Below are 17,294 nucleotides of genomic sequence, written 5' to 3'. Positions count from 1 at the left end.
ACGCTGGACCACTCTGGGTCTCATAGACATCACGGGCGAGGCGTGAACTGCCAGGCACTCGGGGAAGCCCACGGGAGTTTTCCCGATTGGGACCAAGAAAGCTATTGAGGTGGCTGCGCAGTAAACGCCTCTAAGGTCAACTGCGGAAAGTTCGGTCTACTACTCAACCCATCGCAATCTGATCTCTTATAATATGCCGCATAGTCAGGTATGACCTTAGGAGACCGACATGGAATGCCCATCAATCCAGGGATTAAAGCTAGAGAAAGGGGATGTGGAGGCGATCGATAACATCCAGAAGATCAATCGAAACATGGCAATGATTTCAACGTTGATCCCAGCGGGCGTAATGCATTCGCTCTTCACGAAAAGCAATACTGTAGGATCAGCAATAAACATAGCTTCTTTTGAGTGGCGGAATTTTTCACTCGCCATGTCCCGGATCCCTAGCATTAGAAGAGCACAGGTTGAAAGCGTAGCCAAAATGCGTGCACTGGACGCCAACCTGAACCACAAGCAAAGAACTTTCTGGAAGGCGATTACAAAAGGCTGCGAGGTAGCCCAGTGATCGCATTCAGAATAATTCTCTTCGCTTTATGCTCAGCCGTCGGACCTGTTCAAGCTGATCAGGGGGCAGAGCTTCATAATTATCTAATTGATGCGATTGCTCAGTATGGAGGCGCTGTCGAACGATGCAGCGAGGTTAGAGGAGAGGCTAAGACGCCACCTTCGGAAGCCCTCGACATTATGAGGGACCAGCCAGCAGAGCAGATCCGGCACTACCTGTTGGGTAGAGAGTATCAGCTACTTGATGAGTGTGCAGAAAGTGAGCTGCTGAATCTCCTTGTGACCATCGGTTCTCTCAGTGCCGCGGATGGCTTGTCACTTGAAACACAGCAGTCCTTGCAAAGCATGGAAGAAACTCTTTTTAACGGCACTCGGCTGGAAATGGCAATGCGCTATAGAAAGGTTCCGAAGCAGCTGAGAGACGAGTTGAACGGCCTGCCATATTTTCAGAAGCCCTTCGATACCTTCGTAGTAATGGACGCCTTGGGATGGTAGAGCTGGGTTTGGTCTATGTCGCCGTAGACTAACGATCCCGATTCCGTGTAACCACCGTTGAGTTGCGGCCGAATTGAGTGGTCATGCAAAAGCACGGTAGGCACTGAATCCGGCAATTAGGCAGAGGGTGGTTACAGCTATCGCCGCCATCTCTATTGTTTTCTTTGAAGAGCCTCTTCTTTTCAAGAACAAAGCAACGAGGATATAACCGATAAAAAACGAGAGAACGGCTATTCCCATACTCCAGTAAACCTGGTCCTGCAGTGCTGAGAATGCCTCTTCCGCCATCTGGAAATCTCCAAAAAGCTTTTCGAAGTCCAGTTTCAGTTTGCACTGAACCCGTGAACGCTATGCAACCTATCGTGGTTTTTCGGGTTCTTAGGATGACCAGGAGCCCCCGAGATTGTTCTCAGTGATGCCCACCCGGCCCATGCGCGTGGCCGTGTGCTATCTCTTCCGGCTCGGCGGCGCGCACTTCGATGATCTCGACGTCGAAGGTCAGGGTTTTGCCGGCCATGGGGTGGTTAGTGTCGACATCGGCAAACTTGTGCCCGACTTTGGCGACGACCACATGGCGCGCGCCCTGTTCGGTTTGCACCTGGGCAATCATGCCCGGCTTCCAACGCTTGGCGCCGAGGAGATGCTTGACCGGTACCCGTTGAACGGCATCGGGCTTGCGCGGGCCATAGGCTTTGTCCGGGGTGACGGTAACGCTGAAGCTTTCGCCGGTTTCGCGACCTTCCAGGGCTTCTTCAAGGCCCCGGATAACGCCGCCGTGGCCATGCAGGTAAGCGTTCGGTTTTCCGTCGCGCGAGCTTTCGATGGTGTTGCCCTGGTCATCGCTGACGCTGTAGTGGAACAAGACCACCTGATTCTTTTCGATTGGCATAGGGTTCTCCGCGCCGGTTCGGGGGTGCGGCCATTATAGCTGGTGGCAGGATTGACTCCAGCGGTACGATCACCAATGGGACACCATGGAGCCGGGTAGTGCTGTCTTTCTTGAGGTGAGTGTACTGCTAATGTTCTGGCAAATTCCGGGATTGTCTTCTGCTAGGGATGCTTTTTGACCGTGGGTAGGCCTCAGTCAATGGCTATCGTGTCCCATCATGGAGGAACGTCATGAGTTACCCGCAATACTACGAGGATATGTATCGGCTGTATCAGTCAGAAGTCTATGGTGCCGCTACCTTCGCCGCGGCCGCCCGTTTCAGCCGGGATGTCGACAAAAAGGCGAAGTGGACGCAACTGATGCTGTTGGAAGAGCAGACGAAGCTGCGGGTGTTGAAATACATGGCTGACAAAGGGCTGAGTGTCAGGCACCCCTATGGTTGGGTCCTGCGGGGTGAGCTGGAAGGTCTGGCCATGTCGCTGGCGCCCTGGCGGTGGGTCATGCAGCAAATGCTCAAGGCGACGGCGCAGTACTATCGGATTTTTACCCGTATGCTCGAACACGCGGCGCCCGAGGATCAGGCGTTCTTCGACTACATCGTGCTTCATGAGGAAGCGATTCAGGCCTTCGCCCGGCGCGAGCTCGCCGGGGCAGGGGATTCGCTGGCGGCGACGCGAGCTTTACTGTCTTAATACCGTGCGGCCACGCTCCAAAAACGTCCCATTGTCGGAGTGGTCGTCAGCATGGGGCGCAGTGTTGGGCTGCTGGTCGTCTCCGAGGGGGTCGAGGTTGAAGTGAGTGTCCTATCGAGCGCCTGAAAATAAATCTGTCCCGGTTTCCCATATTAACCTCGCCCCAATAGCGGCCTGCGGGGAGGCGCCCATACACGTGGTCTTCCTCAAAATTTGGGCGTTCGCTCTTCGATTAATTGACCCCTTTCGCTTGAGTTCACTGTCCCCGGGCCATGCGCGATGACCTAAACAATGCCGATGCGCCAGTATCGTCTGCCTCGTCATCTGCCGTCGAATTAATGGTATAGGCCCTCGCATTTCTACTCGCCCAGCACGCCATTCAGCCAAAATGTTCGGCCAAAGTTTGGCATTACCAAATTGCGAACTGGCCCACTAAAACAACTGAATAGGCACAACACTGTTTGTTTTCTGAACGCACCTCGTGCCATGATAAAAGTTCATGGAACGAACGTTCCATGCCGCATATCCACTCCACGGAACGGGTAACAGCAGGCAAAACACGGCGATGAATCAAAGAACAATAATCAATCGAAAAGCCTTGCTCGACGCTTCCGAGGCCTTGTTTTCGCTTCACGGTTACTACTCAGTCTCGGTGCGTCAGATCACCCGGCAAGCAGGCGTGCGTATGGCGGAAGTCACTGATCTGTTCGGTGGCAAAGAGAATCTGTTTTACGAAGTTATTCAGCGTCGCGCTGCTGTCATCAATGCGATGAGGTGCGAAGGGTTGGAACAGGTTGACGAAAACCTACCACCAGACGAGCAGTTCCGAGCTGTGATCGGGGCGTTCTTTGATCCGTTGCTCATCAAAAGCTCAGAGAGCGAAGGGTGGCGGAATTATCTGAAACTTGTCCCGCAAATGATGCGACAGAAAACGCCCGTCCTGTCGATGGTCGCCTCATTTTATAACCCTATATCGCAGCTGTTTTTAGCCCGTATCAAGCAAATTTACCCAGACGTATCACCGGCGCAGTTATCGCATCATTGGCACTTTTGCCTGGCGACCTATTTCAGCGTCTTTTCTGATGACTTTCGGGTCGACGCCTTGTACCCGAATTACGATGCCAACGAAGAGCTGAATACCGATTTCGCCGAAGCCTACAGTCAGGCAACGGCTTTTGTATTTTCAGGTATCAGGTCCATTTTGGTTCAGGATAAGTAAATGCAGTGCCAGGAAGTGGTTATAAATAATAATGAACAGGAGAATAACAATGAAGATTTCGGGCTTTAGAATCATGAATAAGCAAGCGCTACGAATAGTCGTAACCGCAGTATTTGCTTCCCTGTTATTGGGTTGTAAGGTCGAGGGGGTCGTAACTGTCGATGGCGTGCCCCAGTCGGGCGTTGCAGTCACGGTGAGCAATTACGAAGATTCACTCACGACAACAACAAACAGTAAAGGTGAGTACGCCTTTGGGTTAACGGCAGGCAGCTACTACGTCGAAATAGACGCGCCGCCCGGGTTCACCGGACAATCAGGCCGCCGCATATTCAAATCCACTGATAACAGCACTGTATCCGGTGTTGATTTTACCTTGGATACATCCACCGCAGTACAGACCGCTCAAGGTACCTTTTATGGGTATCATGAGGATAATGGCGTAGTCACTTATCAGGGAATCCGTGCGGCGCAAGCCCCCGTAGGCGAACGGCGGTGGAAAGAACCTTTGCCGGTTGCTGACTCCACGGACGGTATCATTGCGGTTGCGCCGGGGGATATGTGTATCCAGCTGGGCGACAAATTGAACGGAGCGCCGACGTCGCTTTACGGTGAAATGATCGGTAGCGAAGATTGCTTGTACCTCAATATCTGGAAGCCTGCCAACGCCACCTCTGCCGATAACCTGCCGGTGATGTTATGGATTTATGGCGGCGGCAACTCGCTCGGGGAAAGCAGTACCTATACAGGCAAATACCTGGCTGAAACCTATGGCGTCGTGGTCGTGAATTTCAACTACCGCATGGGGCCACTGGGTTGGTTCTCTTTGCCCCAAATGCACGACGCTGGCACCACAGCTGAAACCCGCTCAGGCAATTACGGCACACTGGATCAAGTGAATGCCTTGAAATGGGTGAATCGTCATATCGCCAACTTCGGCGGGAACCCGGATAACGTCATGGTATTCGGTGAGTCCGCCGGTGCGTCGGCGACGCTGGCAATGCTGGCATCACCACTTACTGAGGGACTCTTCCACAAAGCGGCGATCCAGAGCGCCGCCCTCGGCTGGATTACCGATCATAGTATTTGGCAAACCCGTGCCGTGGCGGAGAACCTTGCCGACGACGTAGAACCTGGGTATCCCTCAAGTTCGTCAGAGATACTGGTTTCCGCACTGCAGCGTGACGGCCTGGCCGCCAATCGCGCAGACGCTGTTTATCTGCAAGAGACGATGCCCCAAACGGTGCTCGCTGACTATCTCAAAGGCATGTCTCCACAATCGCTGTACTCGCTCTATGAGACGAAATTGGGCGCGTTTATCGATATGCCAACCATCGTGCAGGACGGCACCGTGATTCCAATGTCAGATGTGAAAACGACATTCAGCTCGGGCCAATACCATAAAATGCCGGTGATTCTTGGTACGAACCGAGACGAGTACAAACTCTTCCTGTTATCACGTGAAGACTACACCACCGAAGTTGCGGATACGATTCCCTTGATTCAGAACTCAAGTGACTATCAGCTTGCTGGCAAGTATTACTCGGAAGCATGGGGCATCACCAGCATGTACGAACTTGCGGACGCCCTTGCGCAGAACCAGGATGATGTATATGTCTATCGTTATGATTGGGACGAAGAACCCAACCTCGTCGTGCTTGATATGGCAAAAGTCCTCGGAGCAGCACACGGACTGGAAATCGGCTCCACCATGAATAATCCAGACCTCGCTGTTGTGCCCAGCTTGAGCTTCGCGTTGTTCACGTCCAAGAACAAACCTGGGCGTACCTATCTGGCGGAAACCATGTCTTCCTATTGGGCGAACCTGGCGATCACCGGCTCACCTGCGCAAGGTGTTGGTTCAGATTTACCGCTCTGGACGAATTGGACAACCGATACAGCAGCAGAGCGTCTCATGGTCTTTGATACCCAAGAAGACCAAGGCACTCGCATGATCGCAAACAACAACACTATGGAAAGCCTGAAAGCTCGCGTACAGGCTGAATCTGGATTCCATTCGGAAAGTCGTTACTGCAATCTGTACACAGAGATATTCGGGGCGGACGCCTTTACCGCGTCCTCGTGCGAATAACCCTGCAGTGGGATGATTGAACGCGCTGCTGGGGTAACTAAAGGCAGTTCCAAGGGGGGCTGCCGTCCATATCTGAAAAGCTGAAGGACGTGGCCGGGTCCTGCGGGGTGAGCTTGAAAGTCTGGCCATGACGCTTGCGCCCTGGCGGTGGGTCATGGAGTAATTGCTCAAGGCGACGGCGCAGTACTATCGGATTTTTACCCGTATGCTCGAACACCCGGCGCCCGAGATTGAAGAACCGAGATTGAAGTGAGTGATGAGATGGACACCCCTGCAAGCTCGTCTCTCCCCCGAGGCCGTCTGCATCAAGCTAGTTTAATGTTGAGGTGGGTGTCCACGTTGGCCCCTGGGACCCGCCCATAGCTGCCCAGTTTTGGTTGGCTAGTCCTCGATTCTGAAGTTTTTGACTGGCTTGGGGAGCTGCCCTATAAAATCGACAGGCTCAGGATTCCGGTGCTCGATATTCGCCAGATGAAGCTCTAGCGCGTTGTAATGTTCAATTTTAGCTTCGTATTCGATGAAGTGGCTTCGCCTTTTTCCCGGATCGCCCTGGAAGGCAGAAATCTCTATCAACAGGGTCATCATTCTTTCTCTAAGCTCCACGGAGGTTTTCACCGACTGAATCTGCAGTTTTGTTTGTTCTATTTGAGAGCTCTTCCAGCTCCATATTGCCCCAGAGCCGATGAGTGAGCCAAATATTAACGTCGTAACAGGCAGCCAAAAACGCATAACTTTTGTCATAAATTGACCTAACTTAATTTTCTGTTTTTAAGGAGTATTTAAAAAAATCTCTTTAAAAGCCAGGGGCCGAGCTTTGGGAAGCAGCTGCAGTGACAACGAAGTTAAATTTCCCAATGGGTTTACTTGTTGAATACTATAAGGAGCTCTTGTCTCAGAGACTCGTAGAGAGATGCTATCTGGTCTTCATAAATGGTTTGCATTAGAGCAGTTCTCTCGTCGTCTTGGTTTTCGAATGCTGATATCTCTATACGCCGACGCTCCTTCACGATTACGCGGTCGACGTAGCGCTGCGCTTTCAGTATTAAAACATCGAGTACTATCTCCAGATCATAGGTGGGGCCCGCACTTTGGCGGATGTTGATGAAAAAATCGTTCGACAACGTCGGTACGATCAACCAATCATACTCCCCTCCCTGATCGACGCTCCTGACATGCTGAACTTTCGTAAATGAATTTAAATACTGCGGTAGAGTCCTACCGATGTCGCGACCTAGAGCAAACTCAAAATCGTATTTTAGAGCGCTCTGCTGCTGGATAGCTCGCGCTACAACCGACGATAGTGCTTCGTCCACGACCAGGCCCACCTTCGGCATATCGGCAGCCGATTCACCCGCCGAGACAACGTATGAGTTGGGCAAAGCGACTCTACTTACTTTGTTTACGCTGCATCCAGTCACGACTAGAAGTAGGGCTAATAGGAATGTCGTTTTTGCTAATCTCAAAAAGTTTCCTTAGTTTCACGGTTCTCTGGCCATGTACCTACCGGTACTTTTGAAGACGCTTTCTAGATCTTCAATGAGCTGCTCGTCCTGCTAGTGCCTGCTTACACCAATTGTCTGCCAAGGCGCAGATGAGCCGGTGACAGCTTAACCTCATCAAAGGTAGGCCGATTCCCTTTAACCTGGTACCGAGCACTATTAAAGATGTAGTCATGCCCCCTCTGTACCACCGTAGTACCTCGTGTTGCAAGAGAGCAGGACCCTGTGGATGAGCCGCCGAGACGCGCTGCGTCGTACCCGGAGAAGACTGTGTTAATTAGCGGGGCAATGCCGAAAGCGCGCTCCCAAGCGAGCTCTGTACTTGTTAATTGCCCCCGCAGATTTTCCATGACAGGAAAGACTCCCCGAAGCGGATGCGATCCTCTAAGGTACAGTACACGGCGTAGTATCCGCTAAATTTGAATTGCTGAAGGAGGCATCCATACCGTCACCCATTCGATCTCGTCGACGTGAGGTTGTCCGCATCGAGATAGCCGGACGTTGAGGGGGCGCTGTTCAATGCGCTAAAAAATCTGTCTCGGTTTGGGTTTCCCTATCATTGAGAAATTAGTATGCTAATTTTCGACGCCAGGGGCGTAAGGTCGACATCACTCGTGGCTACCTGAAGCATAACGTGTTGTGGCTTTCGGTGTGACCGGGCAGCGGGCGCAATACCAATATAACTTTCCAAGTCTTTAGGAAATGTATCGATCCCTCCGGTGAATGGATTGGATGCTTTTTGAATCGTCGCGTCTACCGGAGCGTGCCTTCCATCATCCGAGTCGTAGAGGACATAGTGCCTAATCCCAAATGCATGGAAGAGACGCATGAATCTGTGGATGTTGTACTTCCCTATGGTATCCAAGATAAAAACATCTTTGCAGATCGGTAGCAGCCCTTGGTCGAACATGTAAGAAAGGAGCGCGCTTTCGGTCGGCCCTTCTACCAAGAGCACCTTCTCAGAAAAAAAAGCTGCGCTTCGTTTCTGGTCCAGCCACAAGGCATATTTAACAGCTTCCATATCGATCAGTAGATCATCGGCATCAATCTGCATGCCAGAGGCAGCCCATGACTGAGCATCATGTTGGTTAACTGCAAGAACCGCATCCAGTTCTTGGTTGGATATCTGATAACTCTTTGTGCGACAGGATTCGCGCTGCAACCGGCAAATTGCAGTAATGTCCCGAATACTATGGGTAGCAAACTGGGGATTGTGGGTAGAAAGAAGGACCTGAGACACTGAGCTTTCAGCTAGCGCTCGCAAATCAGAATTCAAAGAGCTTACTTGAGTTGGGTGCAGAAATGCCTCAGGTTCCTCAAACAGTATCCATGTCAGTTCAGGGGCGAACTCTTTCTTCTTCGGTAACTTAATTTTAGCGCTGTATTTTGCGGCCACCCGAATAAGAGTATAGATAACGCTCCGCTGAAATCCTTGCCCATATGCCGAGATTGGCTGTGTTCTATCCAGCGACTCATCAAGGATCTCATGATTAACGAGGCCTTTAATAATGTCGTCTATGCCAACTGGTTTGATATTGAATTTGAACCCTGCGCCCCAATCTTTTAATTCTTTCGAAATATCGGTTTCTATGCTTTGAAGGGAATGCCCATCAGTAGTGGCTTCAGTTTTAATCGCGCCTTCGAATTGTGCAAACGATTCGCTTAGAGTTTGGTAGGCGCCTGATTGCGCCATGACTTTGGAGAGAACAGAGTTCACGAGCTCTCGAAGTGCTGAAGGACCCGTCAGCTTAGTGTGTTCATCAATTTTCGAAACCGCGGGGATATAGATGATTTCGCCAAATTTTCCCTGCCCTACATTCTTAAAACCATAGAACCGTTCATCAGACAATGTTCCATCTAAATAGGCATAAGGCCCGGACCGTTCTTTGCCTTCTTTATCTTTCTGATCTGAACACAGGTAATTTCTGACTCGAAAGGTCTGATTGCCGGACCGATACTCGTCCTTTAGAGTAACTAATTCTTCTGCAGACGGTCGAAACTCAATCTCAACCCAAGCTTCCGCATCCTCTGCCCCTTTATAGGGGAAATCTCGAGATTTTTCGAATTTTACGCCTTTACCGTAAAAAGCCCGAATTGCATCTATCACCGTCGTCTTGCCGGCGTTATTAACACCTACAAGAATGCCGTAGTCGGCTAATGATATCGTCGCGTCACAGATTGATCGGAAATTGTGGATAGTAACCTCGACAGCTTTGATAGAAACTCCTCTTTCGAAGCCTGCCCACGCTTGGAAGGCGCTCCCAAGCCTATGTTCCTCGGTGCTATGCAGGGACATGCAACACGGGAATAAACGAAGCTTAGTCGGAGGGTTTTATGAAATCCATGTAATTAAACTGTTGCTGTGATATGGGTCCGAAGTTGAGCGTCTCGTCAGATCCCACCTAGCAGACCGGCGCTGAAGAAATAAAAAAGCCGGCAAAAGCCGGCGAATCTTGAAGGCAAAGCCACTACAGGTAGAACCCCGCCGCAACTGTTCCCGTAATTCGGCTAACCCTCAAATCTTCTCAATCAAAACCGCCAACCCCAACTGATTAGCATCATTCTCCCCCTCGTTAACCCGAACCATAAACACGCCCAGGCTGCCTTCAGCGTTGAAGAAGCCTTCATAGGTAGTAGTCCGCTCACCATCGACCACAACAATTGTGGTTTCACCATGGCTGCCCACAGTCACGTCAGCGGCCTGCGAAGTTTTGAGCTGGGTCAGGTTGATCTGTCCTTCCAGCGAGGTCTTGGTTACCACCGAGATGCTCAGGTCACGCGTGACTTCGGTTTCGCCTGCGGTCACCGTGCCCATGGTCAGCTCAGAATTAAAGCGGCTGCCGATGAGTGAGATATTGCCAGCTTGGCCGAGGCCCAGTCCCAGGCCTGCGGACATGATGCGGTATTGCTTGCCGGATACTTCAGGGGTGGTCGCGGGCTTTTTCAGCAGGAGGGTGGTCCCCAGGTTATTGGTGGCTTCGTCCAGGTTGGCTACGGCTACGAAGCTGAAGCTCTCATCTATATACGCCGTCGGATCGCCACCGAAGGAGATTGTGCCGTCGCTGGCCAGGGTGTACGAAGCGGAGCCGCTGTTAGCCTGTTCAGTGACGAGTTGTACTGAAGCATTGTTGGCACGGGTGAACCGGTACCGGGGCGACGCGGCATTGGTGAAGTGGCCGGCGCCGTCGAAGGTAATGGTGCTCGCTTCGGCTTCTGCCTCGATCTGGCCGCCGTCACTTACGGTAGTGCTCAGGTAAACGCGGCCGAATGCGCCGGTCAGGTCGGCGTTGGTGGCAGCCGTCGGGGTGCGGATAAAGGCTTCGATGCCGCGCTTGAGCTCTTCGCCCAGTTTATTGTTGGCGTCGACTGCATCAGTGTCGGTCAGGGCGTAGCGCACCAGTACTTCGGATGGCGCCGAGAACATCAGGCCCATGCCGGGGACGGGTTGCAGGCGGAAGTCAGTCGCCGGCGCGCGGAAGCCGGTGTTGTTTTCGGGTTCAACTTCCTCGTGAAAAGGCGCCTGGATGGTGACGACGTTGTTGTCCGTGTAGGCAGCCTCAAGGTTTTCGCTTTCACCGTCGCCGATGTCTACGCCCTTGTACACGGTGCCGCTGTTATTGTCAGAGCCCCGCATCTGGGCGAACAGGGTGACACCGCCGGTGATGGTGAGGTCGATAACGCCGGCGCCCTGGGCGTCCAGCGCGAAAATATCTTTAAACACCTGGGTCTCGAAAGTCCCGGGGGAACCATCGTCGGTATCGCCGAGCACCAGGGTCATGTTGGTGCTGTAGTACACACCGTCAAGGGATGCGCCATCGGCAGGCTCCGACACGGCCAGGTCGATCTGGCTATTAACGTAATCGCCGGCGTCGGCTTCCAGACGGGCAAGCAGTGCGTCGATGTTCTCGCCGCCCAGGGCCGCGATGTCGAACTCTTCCACTTTGCCGGAGATGGAGACGACAGTGTCCGGGGACAGGCTGTTGAGATCGGTGCCGCGTTCGATGAACTTCTTCAGCACGTATTCCGATACCGGCGTGATGTTGACGCTGCGGCTGACCACCTGGGCCCGCAGTTGGGCGCCGGGCTTGCTGCCGATGCGCACGACCAGGTCACCGGCCAGATTGACATCAGCGGGAAGACGCAGCGTGTAGTGGCCGGTCACGCTGGTGGTGGTCGTCGCGATGACTTCGCCGATCTGGTTTCCTTCGTTATCGACTCGGATCAGCTCCACGCTGGCGCCCTGGATAGGCTCAAGTCCGGTCATGGCCGCGGCCAGAGGCGGCACCACGAACTCCAGGGCCACTTCGAACAGGTTCTTCTGTTCCAGCAGCGCCACTTGGTTGGGCGCTGCCGAAGCTGTGCCGGATACCTCGGTGCCGCTTTCCGCGGGGGTATCCGAATCGTCGTCGCTGGATGACGAACTACCGCCACAACCCGCCAGCATCAAAGCCAATAACGCCATTAAAAACAGGGACCAATACCGCTTACTCTGCATATCTACCTCGGTTGCGATGTGTCTGATTGGAATTACTAAAAATTAATATAGCAGGCGACGCGTATCGCGCATCTCCTATATGGGATAAGCGGTTGATTTGTATGTAAAGTTATGTAACTCGTATTGCGGTAGGACAGAGCGGAAGGAGCCTGGCTGCCGGACAGCCGGGAGTTTGACGGGGATCGCAGTCAGTGCCGCTGGGGACGGGACATAGGTTTTGGGCGCGTTTTTCCCTCCGTCGTCTCATGAGGAATCTGCAGCCCGGATAGCAGCGACACGGCGCCGACAATATTGCGGGTGCCCGTCTTCGCCAGGATGCTGCGTATCTGGCTTCTGACGGTCGAGGTCATGAGTTCGCGGGCGTCGGCGTAACTCTCGGGGGAAGCACCCTCAATCAGCGCGCTGGCGAGACGCAGCTCGGCCGGCGTCAGCCCGTACGGCCGTGTGCTCAACCGATCACTGGACGGCGCGACAAACGGCGACCTGAATAGCAGCATGGCAAGGCTGTCGCCCTCTCTGGGCACAACAGTCTGCTCGGGTCTCAGGGGTGTGACAGTTATCTCCAGCCCCGGCAGGCCGGACGCGTTGTTCAATGAGAGAAAAGCCGGGGGCGTATCGGAGGACTTCCCGCAGGCGGCGCGGATGAGTCGCTGCAACTGGGTGTGACATGCGGTGTCCGTGCTCCCGATTTTCCCGGCCCGCACGACCAGAGAGGGAACCTGCTGCTTCAGGCTGTCACAGGCGCTATTCATGTAGCGGATGCGCCCCTGGCAGTCCGTGACCATAACGGGTTGAGGCAGTTTGTCGAGGGTGGCGCTGAGCCAGGCAATCTGGTCCTGCTGTCGGTTGAAGAGGTTCTGGAGATAGAACACGTGGGGCAGGTGAACCAGTATCTGTTGCAGGAGCGCCAGAGAGGGTCCGTCGAAACAGGTGGTGGTCGTGGCCCGGTGAGCCGCCAAGACAAAAAGTTGGCCATTGACGAGTTGATAGCCGCCAGCGCAGTAGCGAAGCCCATCAGGGATGTAAAAATCCTGGTAGTACTCATCGGCGGCGACCTCCGCTTCAGAGATCTGGGTGTGGCAGCCCTGACAGAGGCCGGGTGAGCTATTGAGCAGGTGACGTAGTGGCGTGTCTATCTGATGGTAATAGTCCAGGTAGCGCTTTTCGGAGGCCAGATCCAGCCCGAAGTGAAAGATCGCTTGCGGTTCGCGGTCGTCAACACGCTTCACCATGACGTTCACGCCCACCGAGCCCGTGGCCTCAACAACCGTCGCCAAAGTCTGTGGCCAGAGCGAGGGGTCAGTGGCCGCGGTGTAGAGCCCACTGATGAGGTTGTCGCCAAAGGATTGCGCGATTTCCGTACGCTTGTGCATCTCCGGACGCCCCGAAACAACCCAGGAAGAATTAAGAGCGCGTTTGCTTCCGGCAGTCTCCGAGCTGATCAGAAGCTGCTTAACATTAACGCTGTGACAGAAATACCTTTATCTAATCTTTCAGGGTTGATCGTCAATCGTTTTTTTAGGCACTAATTACGCTAACGAATGGTTTGTTGCCCGATCTGACTACTGCTGACTACTGGATGCCACCTGCCACCTGCCGCCAGGCACCCAATCTGGCAAGCTAGCAAATCAGCCCGGTTGCAAAATCTTATCCCGCATAACCGCTGAAAAGTCATCGGTTACCCCGGACTCACCGTCAAAAAATTCCCTGTCTTCCTCAATTTTGATGATTTGGCGATGCCACCACGTCCCTAGACTTTATCTGGAGTGGCGTGGGCTATCGCGTGCATTCATCGCTGGGGCGTGAGGCCTCGTCACCGCTGTATCAGGCGGGGTTTCATTTTGAGGAGCAGACGATATGACAAAACGAGTCTTGATGGGCGCGATCAGCTTGGTTGCTGCGTCCGGCGCGGGGGCAGACCTGCTGGATGCGCGTCAGATGGGGCGCGGTTTTACCGCGCTGAATGGTAGCTATCTGGACGCGGGGTCCAACCCCGCACTTACCAACCGGCATGACGAATCGGACGACTTCGGCGTGAACCTCAATGTCGGCGCACTGGCGTCGGACAAGCATGAGCTGATCGACTCGGTCGATGGCGTTTCGAAAGACCTGGACGAGCTGGAAGAGGCTATTGAAAACGACGTCGCCACCCAGGCGGATGTGGACGACATCGTCGGGTCGCTGCAGGACCTGGATCGCAAGGCCATGGCGGCGCAAATAGGTTTGAGCCTCAATCTGGGCATTCCGAACCGCCATGCTTCCGCGACGCTGGTGGCGGGCAGCCACGTCAGGGTGGGCGGCAGCCTCTTCTACGACGACCGGGATGCCGCGTACCTGAGTGACGCCGTGAGTACCGGCAATAGCGAACTTGACGGGCTGGAATCCCAAGTCGTGGTTAACGCCGTTGCGGTCACCAGCGTAGGTGTTGCCCTGGGGCGCACCTTTGACGTGCCGAAAGTGGGTGCTGTCGCGTTTGGTGCTACGCCCAAACTGCAACGTATCGACCTGTTTGACTACGCCGCCTCGGCGAAGAACTTCGAGGAGGACGATATCGACGCCGATGAGTTCGCCACCGACAAGACAGCCTTCAACCTGGACCTGGGCGCGTTCAAAGCGTTCGAGAACGGCCTTCGGGCGGCCGCCCACATCGAGAACCTGATACCCGTCAGTGTCGACAGTGCGCGGGGAGATGCCTACGAGCAGCGCCCGGTTGTTGTTGCCGGCGGCGGCTGGGCCAACGGGTGGGTAGCAGTCGACAGCAGCGTCGATCTGACCGCGCGCGAGGGTTTTGGCGTCATCGGCGATACCCAGTACCTGCGACTGGGCGCCGAGCTGGACGCCTGGCGCTGGGCTCAGCTGCGGGTCGGCTTTCGCCATGACGTGAAAGGCACAGACGAGGATGTGATCACCGCGGGCATCGGTCTCTCGCCGTTCAACGTCATCAACCTGGATATCGGCGCGGCCTACGGAAGCAACGACACCTACGGCGCCGCTCTTCAGTTGGGTGTCAGATTATAGCCAAAGCCCGCTGGGCGGCATCGACCCGCCAAACCAGGCAGGGAGTTACTCAGCAACCGTTTAGCAAAGCACCAAGGAGCACGGAGCATGGACCTCAAACTCAAGTTCAGACAAGCGGCATTGATGTTCGCCATTTCTTCCACTCTGGTCGCGTGCAGCGGCGGAGGCGGGGACAGTGACGACGATAGTGTTTCAGGTGGATCAGACGGAGGCGACGGCGGCGTCAAGCTGGTCGGTATGGTCAAGGTCATCGACGGCTACCTGGCCGGCGCGGAGGTTTACGCCGATCAGAACGGCAACGGAGCAATAGACGCGGGCGAGCCACTGCTGGGCGAGACCGACACGCGCGGCAATTTCGTGGTGCCGGAAGACTACAGATCGACCGATCTGGCAGCCAAGGCGGTTGCGGGCAGTACGGTGGACCTGGATAGCGGCGTCATCAAAGCGGACTTCGTACTGAGCTCGGAGGGCGGTTCCGCCGTGATCACACCCTTCACGCATCTGGCCAACCTGACAGGCGTCTCGCTGGATCAGATCGCGGCGGAGCTCGGGGTCGATCCGTCCCTGGTGCGTGGCGACTACATCGCCGCGAAGGCTTCCAACGAGAGTCAGGCCAAAAAAGCCCATGCCGCAGCCCGTTACATTGTCTCCGAGCTGATCAAGGAAACATCAGCAGCGACCATTCGAAGCTCGCTTCCGGCCGTTTCGAGCCGGATTGACGAACTGGTCGCTGCGGGCACCAATGCCGACGATATCAACCTGGCCTATGAAACAGACGGCTCCATCGCAAACGGCCCATCGACCCGACTGGCCTATACGCAGGACATGCTACTTTCAGTTCCCCAATGGACCTGGTTCAACCTGGGTGACGACGGCAACCTGACACAGGGCTTCATGCGCTTCACCGCCGACAATCAGGTCTGCGTTCAGTCGCAGCCGTTCCATCTCGTCAACGACGTTGATCCCCTCCATGACGAGGTCTGTGTCACTGGCTACGAGATCAGTCCCGACGGCAAACTGACGACGCAACTGATGACCGACGACGGTGCCTATAGCCTGGTCTATGTCGACAGAAACCAGGTAGACGGGGAAACCGTTGTGACGTCTCTTGCGGTGAGCGACAGCGGCGCGCTGGTCTGGACCGATTCCAGGACAGAACTCAAGGCACCCGAGAGCTTCGCCGTCGACGGCACTGCGGACTACCACTTTGTTTTTGATGACGACTCAGCCGCTGAGGTGGTCGAGGCGCACTTCACGACCGACAGGTTTGAAGTAAACGGCTCGGACATATACAGCGTGGCCGGGCAGGACATCGAACTGAACAGGGGAGTTTTCAAGAACACAGATGGAATTGTTCATCACACCTGGAAAGGCGAGCCTGTGGCTGACGTTGTCGCTTTTGACGACCCGGACTCAGAGCTGGTTCACGTGCGTATCCAGCCTACAGACGGCGACAATTATGAAGAGTTCCTCCTGACCTACCGCCACACGCCTGACCTTGACCTGATGTACAACGGACGCACGGAAAACAGCGGTATAAGCCTGTTGAACGAGTCACTCTTCCTTCAGTCGCGTAATGAAACGCTGGCCAGGGTCATCTTTGAACAATGGTCCGCGAAAGTCCCTGATCTCGACATTGAGGGTACCTGGTACTTTGGCACCGGCGGCAACGACCCATTGCATGCCGTGACCTTCCTGCCCAACGGTCAGTTCGCCATGCTCATCGCCGGCGAAGCGGTCAGCGACGGGGAATCGGGCGCTGAGTGGGGTAGCTATATCTGGGACCACGAAACTGACGAATTCGAAGCAAGCGTAAGCATCGACAGCAACGGAACCTGGGGGTTTTCCAGCGGCGGGTTGGGACTGTTCGATATCGACGCTACAGGACGAACGGCTGAGTACACCGATGAGGCTGACGAAGAAACAGTAGGACTAGTGCGCGTTGTGACAGACCCGGAAAACAGCCTGATCGGCACCTGGTATGACACCGTTGACGGATCCGATGCGGTAGATGCCGTGATCACTTTCTTCCCGGATGGTCGTTATCTGCTCGGGCACAGCGGAGTCGGTGAGGAGGGCTGTCTCGGTATCGACCACGGCAGTTATCAGTGGGACCAAAGCACCAGCGCGATCAGTGTCGCGCCGATCACAACAACTACCGAATGCAATCTGCATGACACCGACGATCCGATCCTGTCTGCCACAGTAACGGACGGCCAGCTGGTGCTGCAGTCAGCCGGTGACTCGGTCTCGCTCAGCCGGGTGGAGTGACCTACACAAGACCCTGGCTATCGGCTGTGCTCAATGGAGGGCACAGCCGATGTCTCCCCC

General features: G+C 54.6%; 14 protein-coding genes. 6 read left to right on the top strand and 8 right to left on the bottom strand.

Features of this window, described 5'->3' with window-relative positions:
- Positions 1-216: 216 nt before the first annotated feature.
- A complete protein-coding gene (locus tag soil367_RS17575) occupies positions 217-435 on the bottom strand; it encodes a hypothetical protein (protein ID WP_136550322.1) in 219 nt (72 codons plus the stop codon).
- A gap of 129 nt (positions 436-564) precedes the next feature.
- Between soil367_RS17575 and soil367_RS17570 the strand changes: the two genes are divergently transcribed.
- On the top strand, positions 565-1,062 hold the full coding sequence (locus soil367_RS17570; RefSeq protein ID WP_136550321.1) for a hypothetical protein: 498 nt from the start codon (positions 565-567) through the stop codon (positions 1,060-1,062).
- 81 nt (positions 1,063-1,143) lie between these two features.
- On the opposite strand, the gene soil367_RS17565 is transcribed toward soil367_RS17570, so the two are convergent.
- Both soil367_RS17565 and soil367_RS17560 read right to left on the bottom strand, forming a co-directional pair.
- Entirely contained in the window at positions 1,144-1,350 is a 207-nt protein-coding gene (locus tag soil367_RS17565) for a hypothetical protein (protein WP_136550320.1), read from the bottom strand.
- A 121-nt stretch (positions 1,351-1,471) separates the two neighbouring features.
- Entirely contained in the window at positions 1,472-1,951 is a 480-nt protein-coding gene (locus soil367_RS17560) for an FKBP-type peptidyl-prolyl cis-trans isomerase (protein ID WP_136550319.1), read from the bottom strand.
- Between the two features lie 230 nt (positions 1,952-2,181).
- Between soil367_RS17560 and soil367_RS17555 the strand changes: the two genes are divergently transcribed.
- The 3 genes from soil367_RS17555 to soil367_RS17545 all read left to right on the top strand — a co-directional run bounded on the left by soil367_RS17555 (position 2,182) and on the right by soil367_RS17545 (position 5,951).
- A complete protein-coding gene (locus soil367_RS17555) occupies positions 2,182-2,643 on the top strand; it encodes a hypothetical protein (protein ID WP_136550318.1) in 462 nt (153 codons plus the stop codon).
- A 499-nt stretch (positions 2,644-3,142) separates the two neighbouring features.
- Positions 3,143-3,862 (top strand): TetR/AcrR family transcriptional regulator, encoded by a 720-nt coding sequence (locus soil367_RS17550; protein ID WP_136550317.1) that lies wholly within the window; start codon positions 3,143-3,145, stop codon positions 3,860-3,862.
- Between the two features lie 49 nt (positions 3,863-3,911).
- Entirely contained in the window at positions 3,912-5,951 is a 2,040-nt protein-coding gene (locus soil367_RS17545) for a carboxylesterase family protein (RefSeq protein WP_172962383.1), read from the top strand.
- 381 nt (positions 5,952-6,332) lie between these two features.
- On the opposite strand, the gene soil367_RS17540 is transcribed toward soil367_RS17545, so the two are convergent.
- The 5 genes from soil367_RS17540 to soil367_RS17515 form a co-directional block, all read right to left on the bottom strand.
- The gene (locus soil367_RS17540; protein ID WP_136550315.1) at positions 6,333-6,692 is read right to left on the bottom strand and encodes a hypothetical protein; all 360 of its coding nucleotides are present in this window, start codon (positions 6,690-6,692) and stop codon (positions 6,333-6,335) included.
- A gap of 119 nt (positions 6,693-6,811) precedes the next feature.
- The gene (locus soil367_RS17535) at positions 6,812-7,264 is read right to left on the bottom strand and encodes a hypothetical protein (protein ID WP_136550314.1); all 453 of its coding nucleotides are present in this window, start codon (positions 7,262-7,264) and stop codon (positions 6,812-6,814) included.
- Positions 7,265-8,006: 742 nt separating this feature from the next.
- Positions 8,007-9,746, bottom strand: coding sequence for an ATP-dependent nuclease (locus tag soil367_RS17525; RefSeq protein WP_136550312.1), 1,740 nt, complete (start codon positions 9,744-9,746; stop codon positions 8,007-8,009).
- Positions 9,747-9,965: 219 nt separating this feature from the next.
- Positions 9,966-11,945 carry a hypothetical protein gene (locus soil367_RS17520; protein ID WP_136550311.1) on the bottom strand — a complete coding sequence of 660 codons (1,980 nt, stop codon included), beginning with the start codon at positions 11,943-11,945 and terminating at the stop codon, positions 9,966-9,968.
- A gap of 188 nt (positions 11,946-12,133) precedes the next feature.
- A complete protein-coding gene (locus tag soil367_RS17515; protein ID WP_136550310.1) occupies positions 12,134-13,318 on the bottom strand; it encodes a hypothetical protein in 1,185 nt (394 codons plus the stop codon).
- A 484-nt stretch (positions 13,319-13,802) separates the two neighbouring features.
- On the opposite strand from soil367_RS17515, the gene traF reads away from it, so the two are divergent.
- Both traF and soil367_RS17505 read left to right on the top strand, forming a co-directional pair.
- The gene (gene traF, locus soil367_RS17510; protein ID WP_136550309.1) at positions 13,803-14,963 is read left to right on the top strand and encodes a conjugal transfer protein TraF; all 1,161 of its coding nucleotides are present in this window, start codon (positions 13,803-13,805) and stop codon (positions 14,961-14,963) included.
- Between the two features lie 87 nt (positions 14,964-15,050).
- Positions 15,051-17,234, top strand: coding sequence for a hypothetical protein (locus soil367_RS17505; RefSeq protein WP_136550308.1), 2,184 nt, complete (start codon positions 15,051-15,053; stop codon positions 17,232-17,234).
- Positions 17,235-17,294: the final 60 nt, after the last annotated feature.

This window comes from Hydrocarboniclastica marina (assembly GCF_004851605.1).
In the GTDB taxonomy this organism is placed as follows: Bacteria; Pseudomonadota; Gammaproteobacteria; order Pseudomonadales; family Oleiphilaceae; genus Hydrocarboniclastica; species Hydrocarboniclastica marina.
This window is presented reverse-complemented; position numbering and strand designations above follow the sequence as displayed.

Excerpts from the sequence above, each read along its gene's own strand:
- soil367_RS17575 (WP_136550322.1), bottom strand. The coding sequence starts at position 435 with ATGGCGAGTGAAAAATTCCGCCACTCAAAAGAAGCTATGTTTATTGCT.
- soil367_RS17565 (WP_136550320.1), bottom strand. The coding sequence starts at position 1,350 with ATGGCGGAAGAGGCATTCTCAGCACTGCAGGACCAGGTTTACTGGAGT.
- soil367_RS17560 (WP_136550319.1), bottom strand. The coding sequence starts at position 1,951 with ATGCCAATCGAAAAGAATCAGGTGGTCTTGTTCCACTACAGCGTCAGC.
- soil367_RS17555 (WP_136550318.1), top strand. The coding sequence starts at position 2,182 with ATGAGTTACCCGCAATACTACGAGGATATGTATCGGCTGTATCAGTCA.
- soil367_RS17550 (WP_136550317.1), top strand. The coding sequence starts at position 3,143 with ATGGAACGAACGTTCCATGCCGCATATCCACTCCACGGAACGGGTAAC.
- soil367_RS17545 (WP_172962383.1), top strand. The coding sequence starts at position 3,912 with ATGAAGATTTCGGGCTTTAGAATCATGAATAAGCAAGCGCTACGAATA.
- soil367_RS17540 (WP_136550315.1), bottom strand. The coding sequence starts at position 6,692 with ATGACAAAAGTTATGCGTTTTTGGCTGCCTGTTACGACGTTAATATTT.
- soil367_RS17525 (WP_136550312.1), bottom strand. The coding sequence starts at position 9,746 with ATGTCCCTGCATAGCACCGAGGAACATAGGCTTGGGAGCGCCTTCCAA.
- soil367_RS17520 (WP_136550311.1), bottom strand. The coding sequence starts at position 11,945 with ATGCAGAGTAAGCGGTATTGGTCCCTGTTTTTAATGGCGTTATTGGCT.
- soil367_RS17515 (WP_136550310.1), bottom strand. The coding sequence starts at position 13,318 with ATGCACAAGCGTACGGAAATCGCGCAATCCTTTGGCGACAACCTCATC.
- traF (WP_136550309.1), top strand. The coding sequence starts at position 13,803 with ATGACAAAACGAGTCTTGATGGGCGCGATCAGCTTGGTTGCTGCGTCC.
- soil367_RS17505 (WP_136550308.1), top strand. The coding sequence starts at position 15,051 with ATGGACCTCAAACTCAAGTTCAGACAAGCGGCATTGATGTTCGCCATT.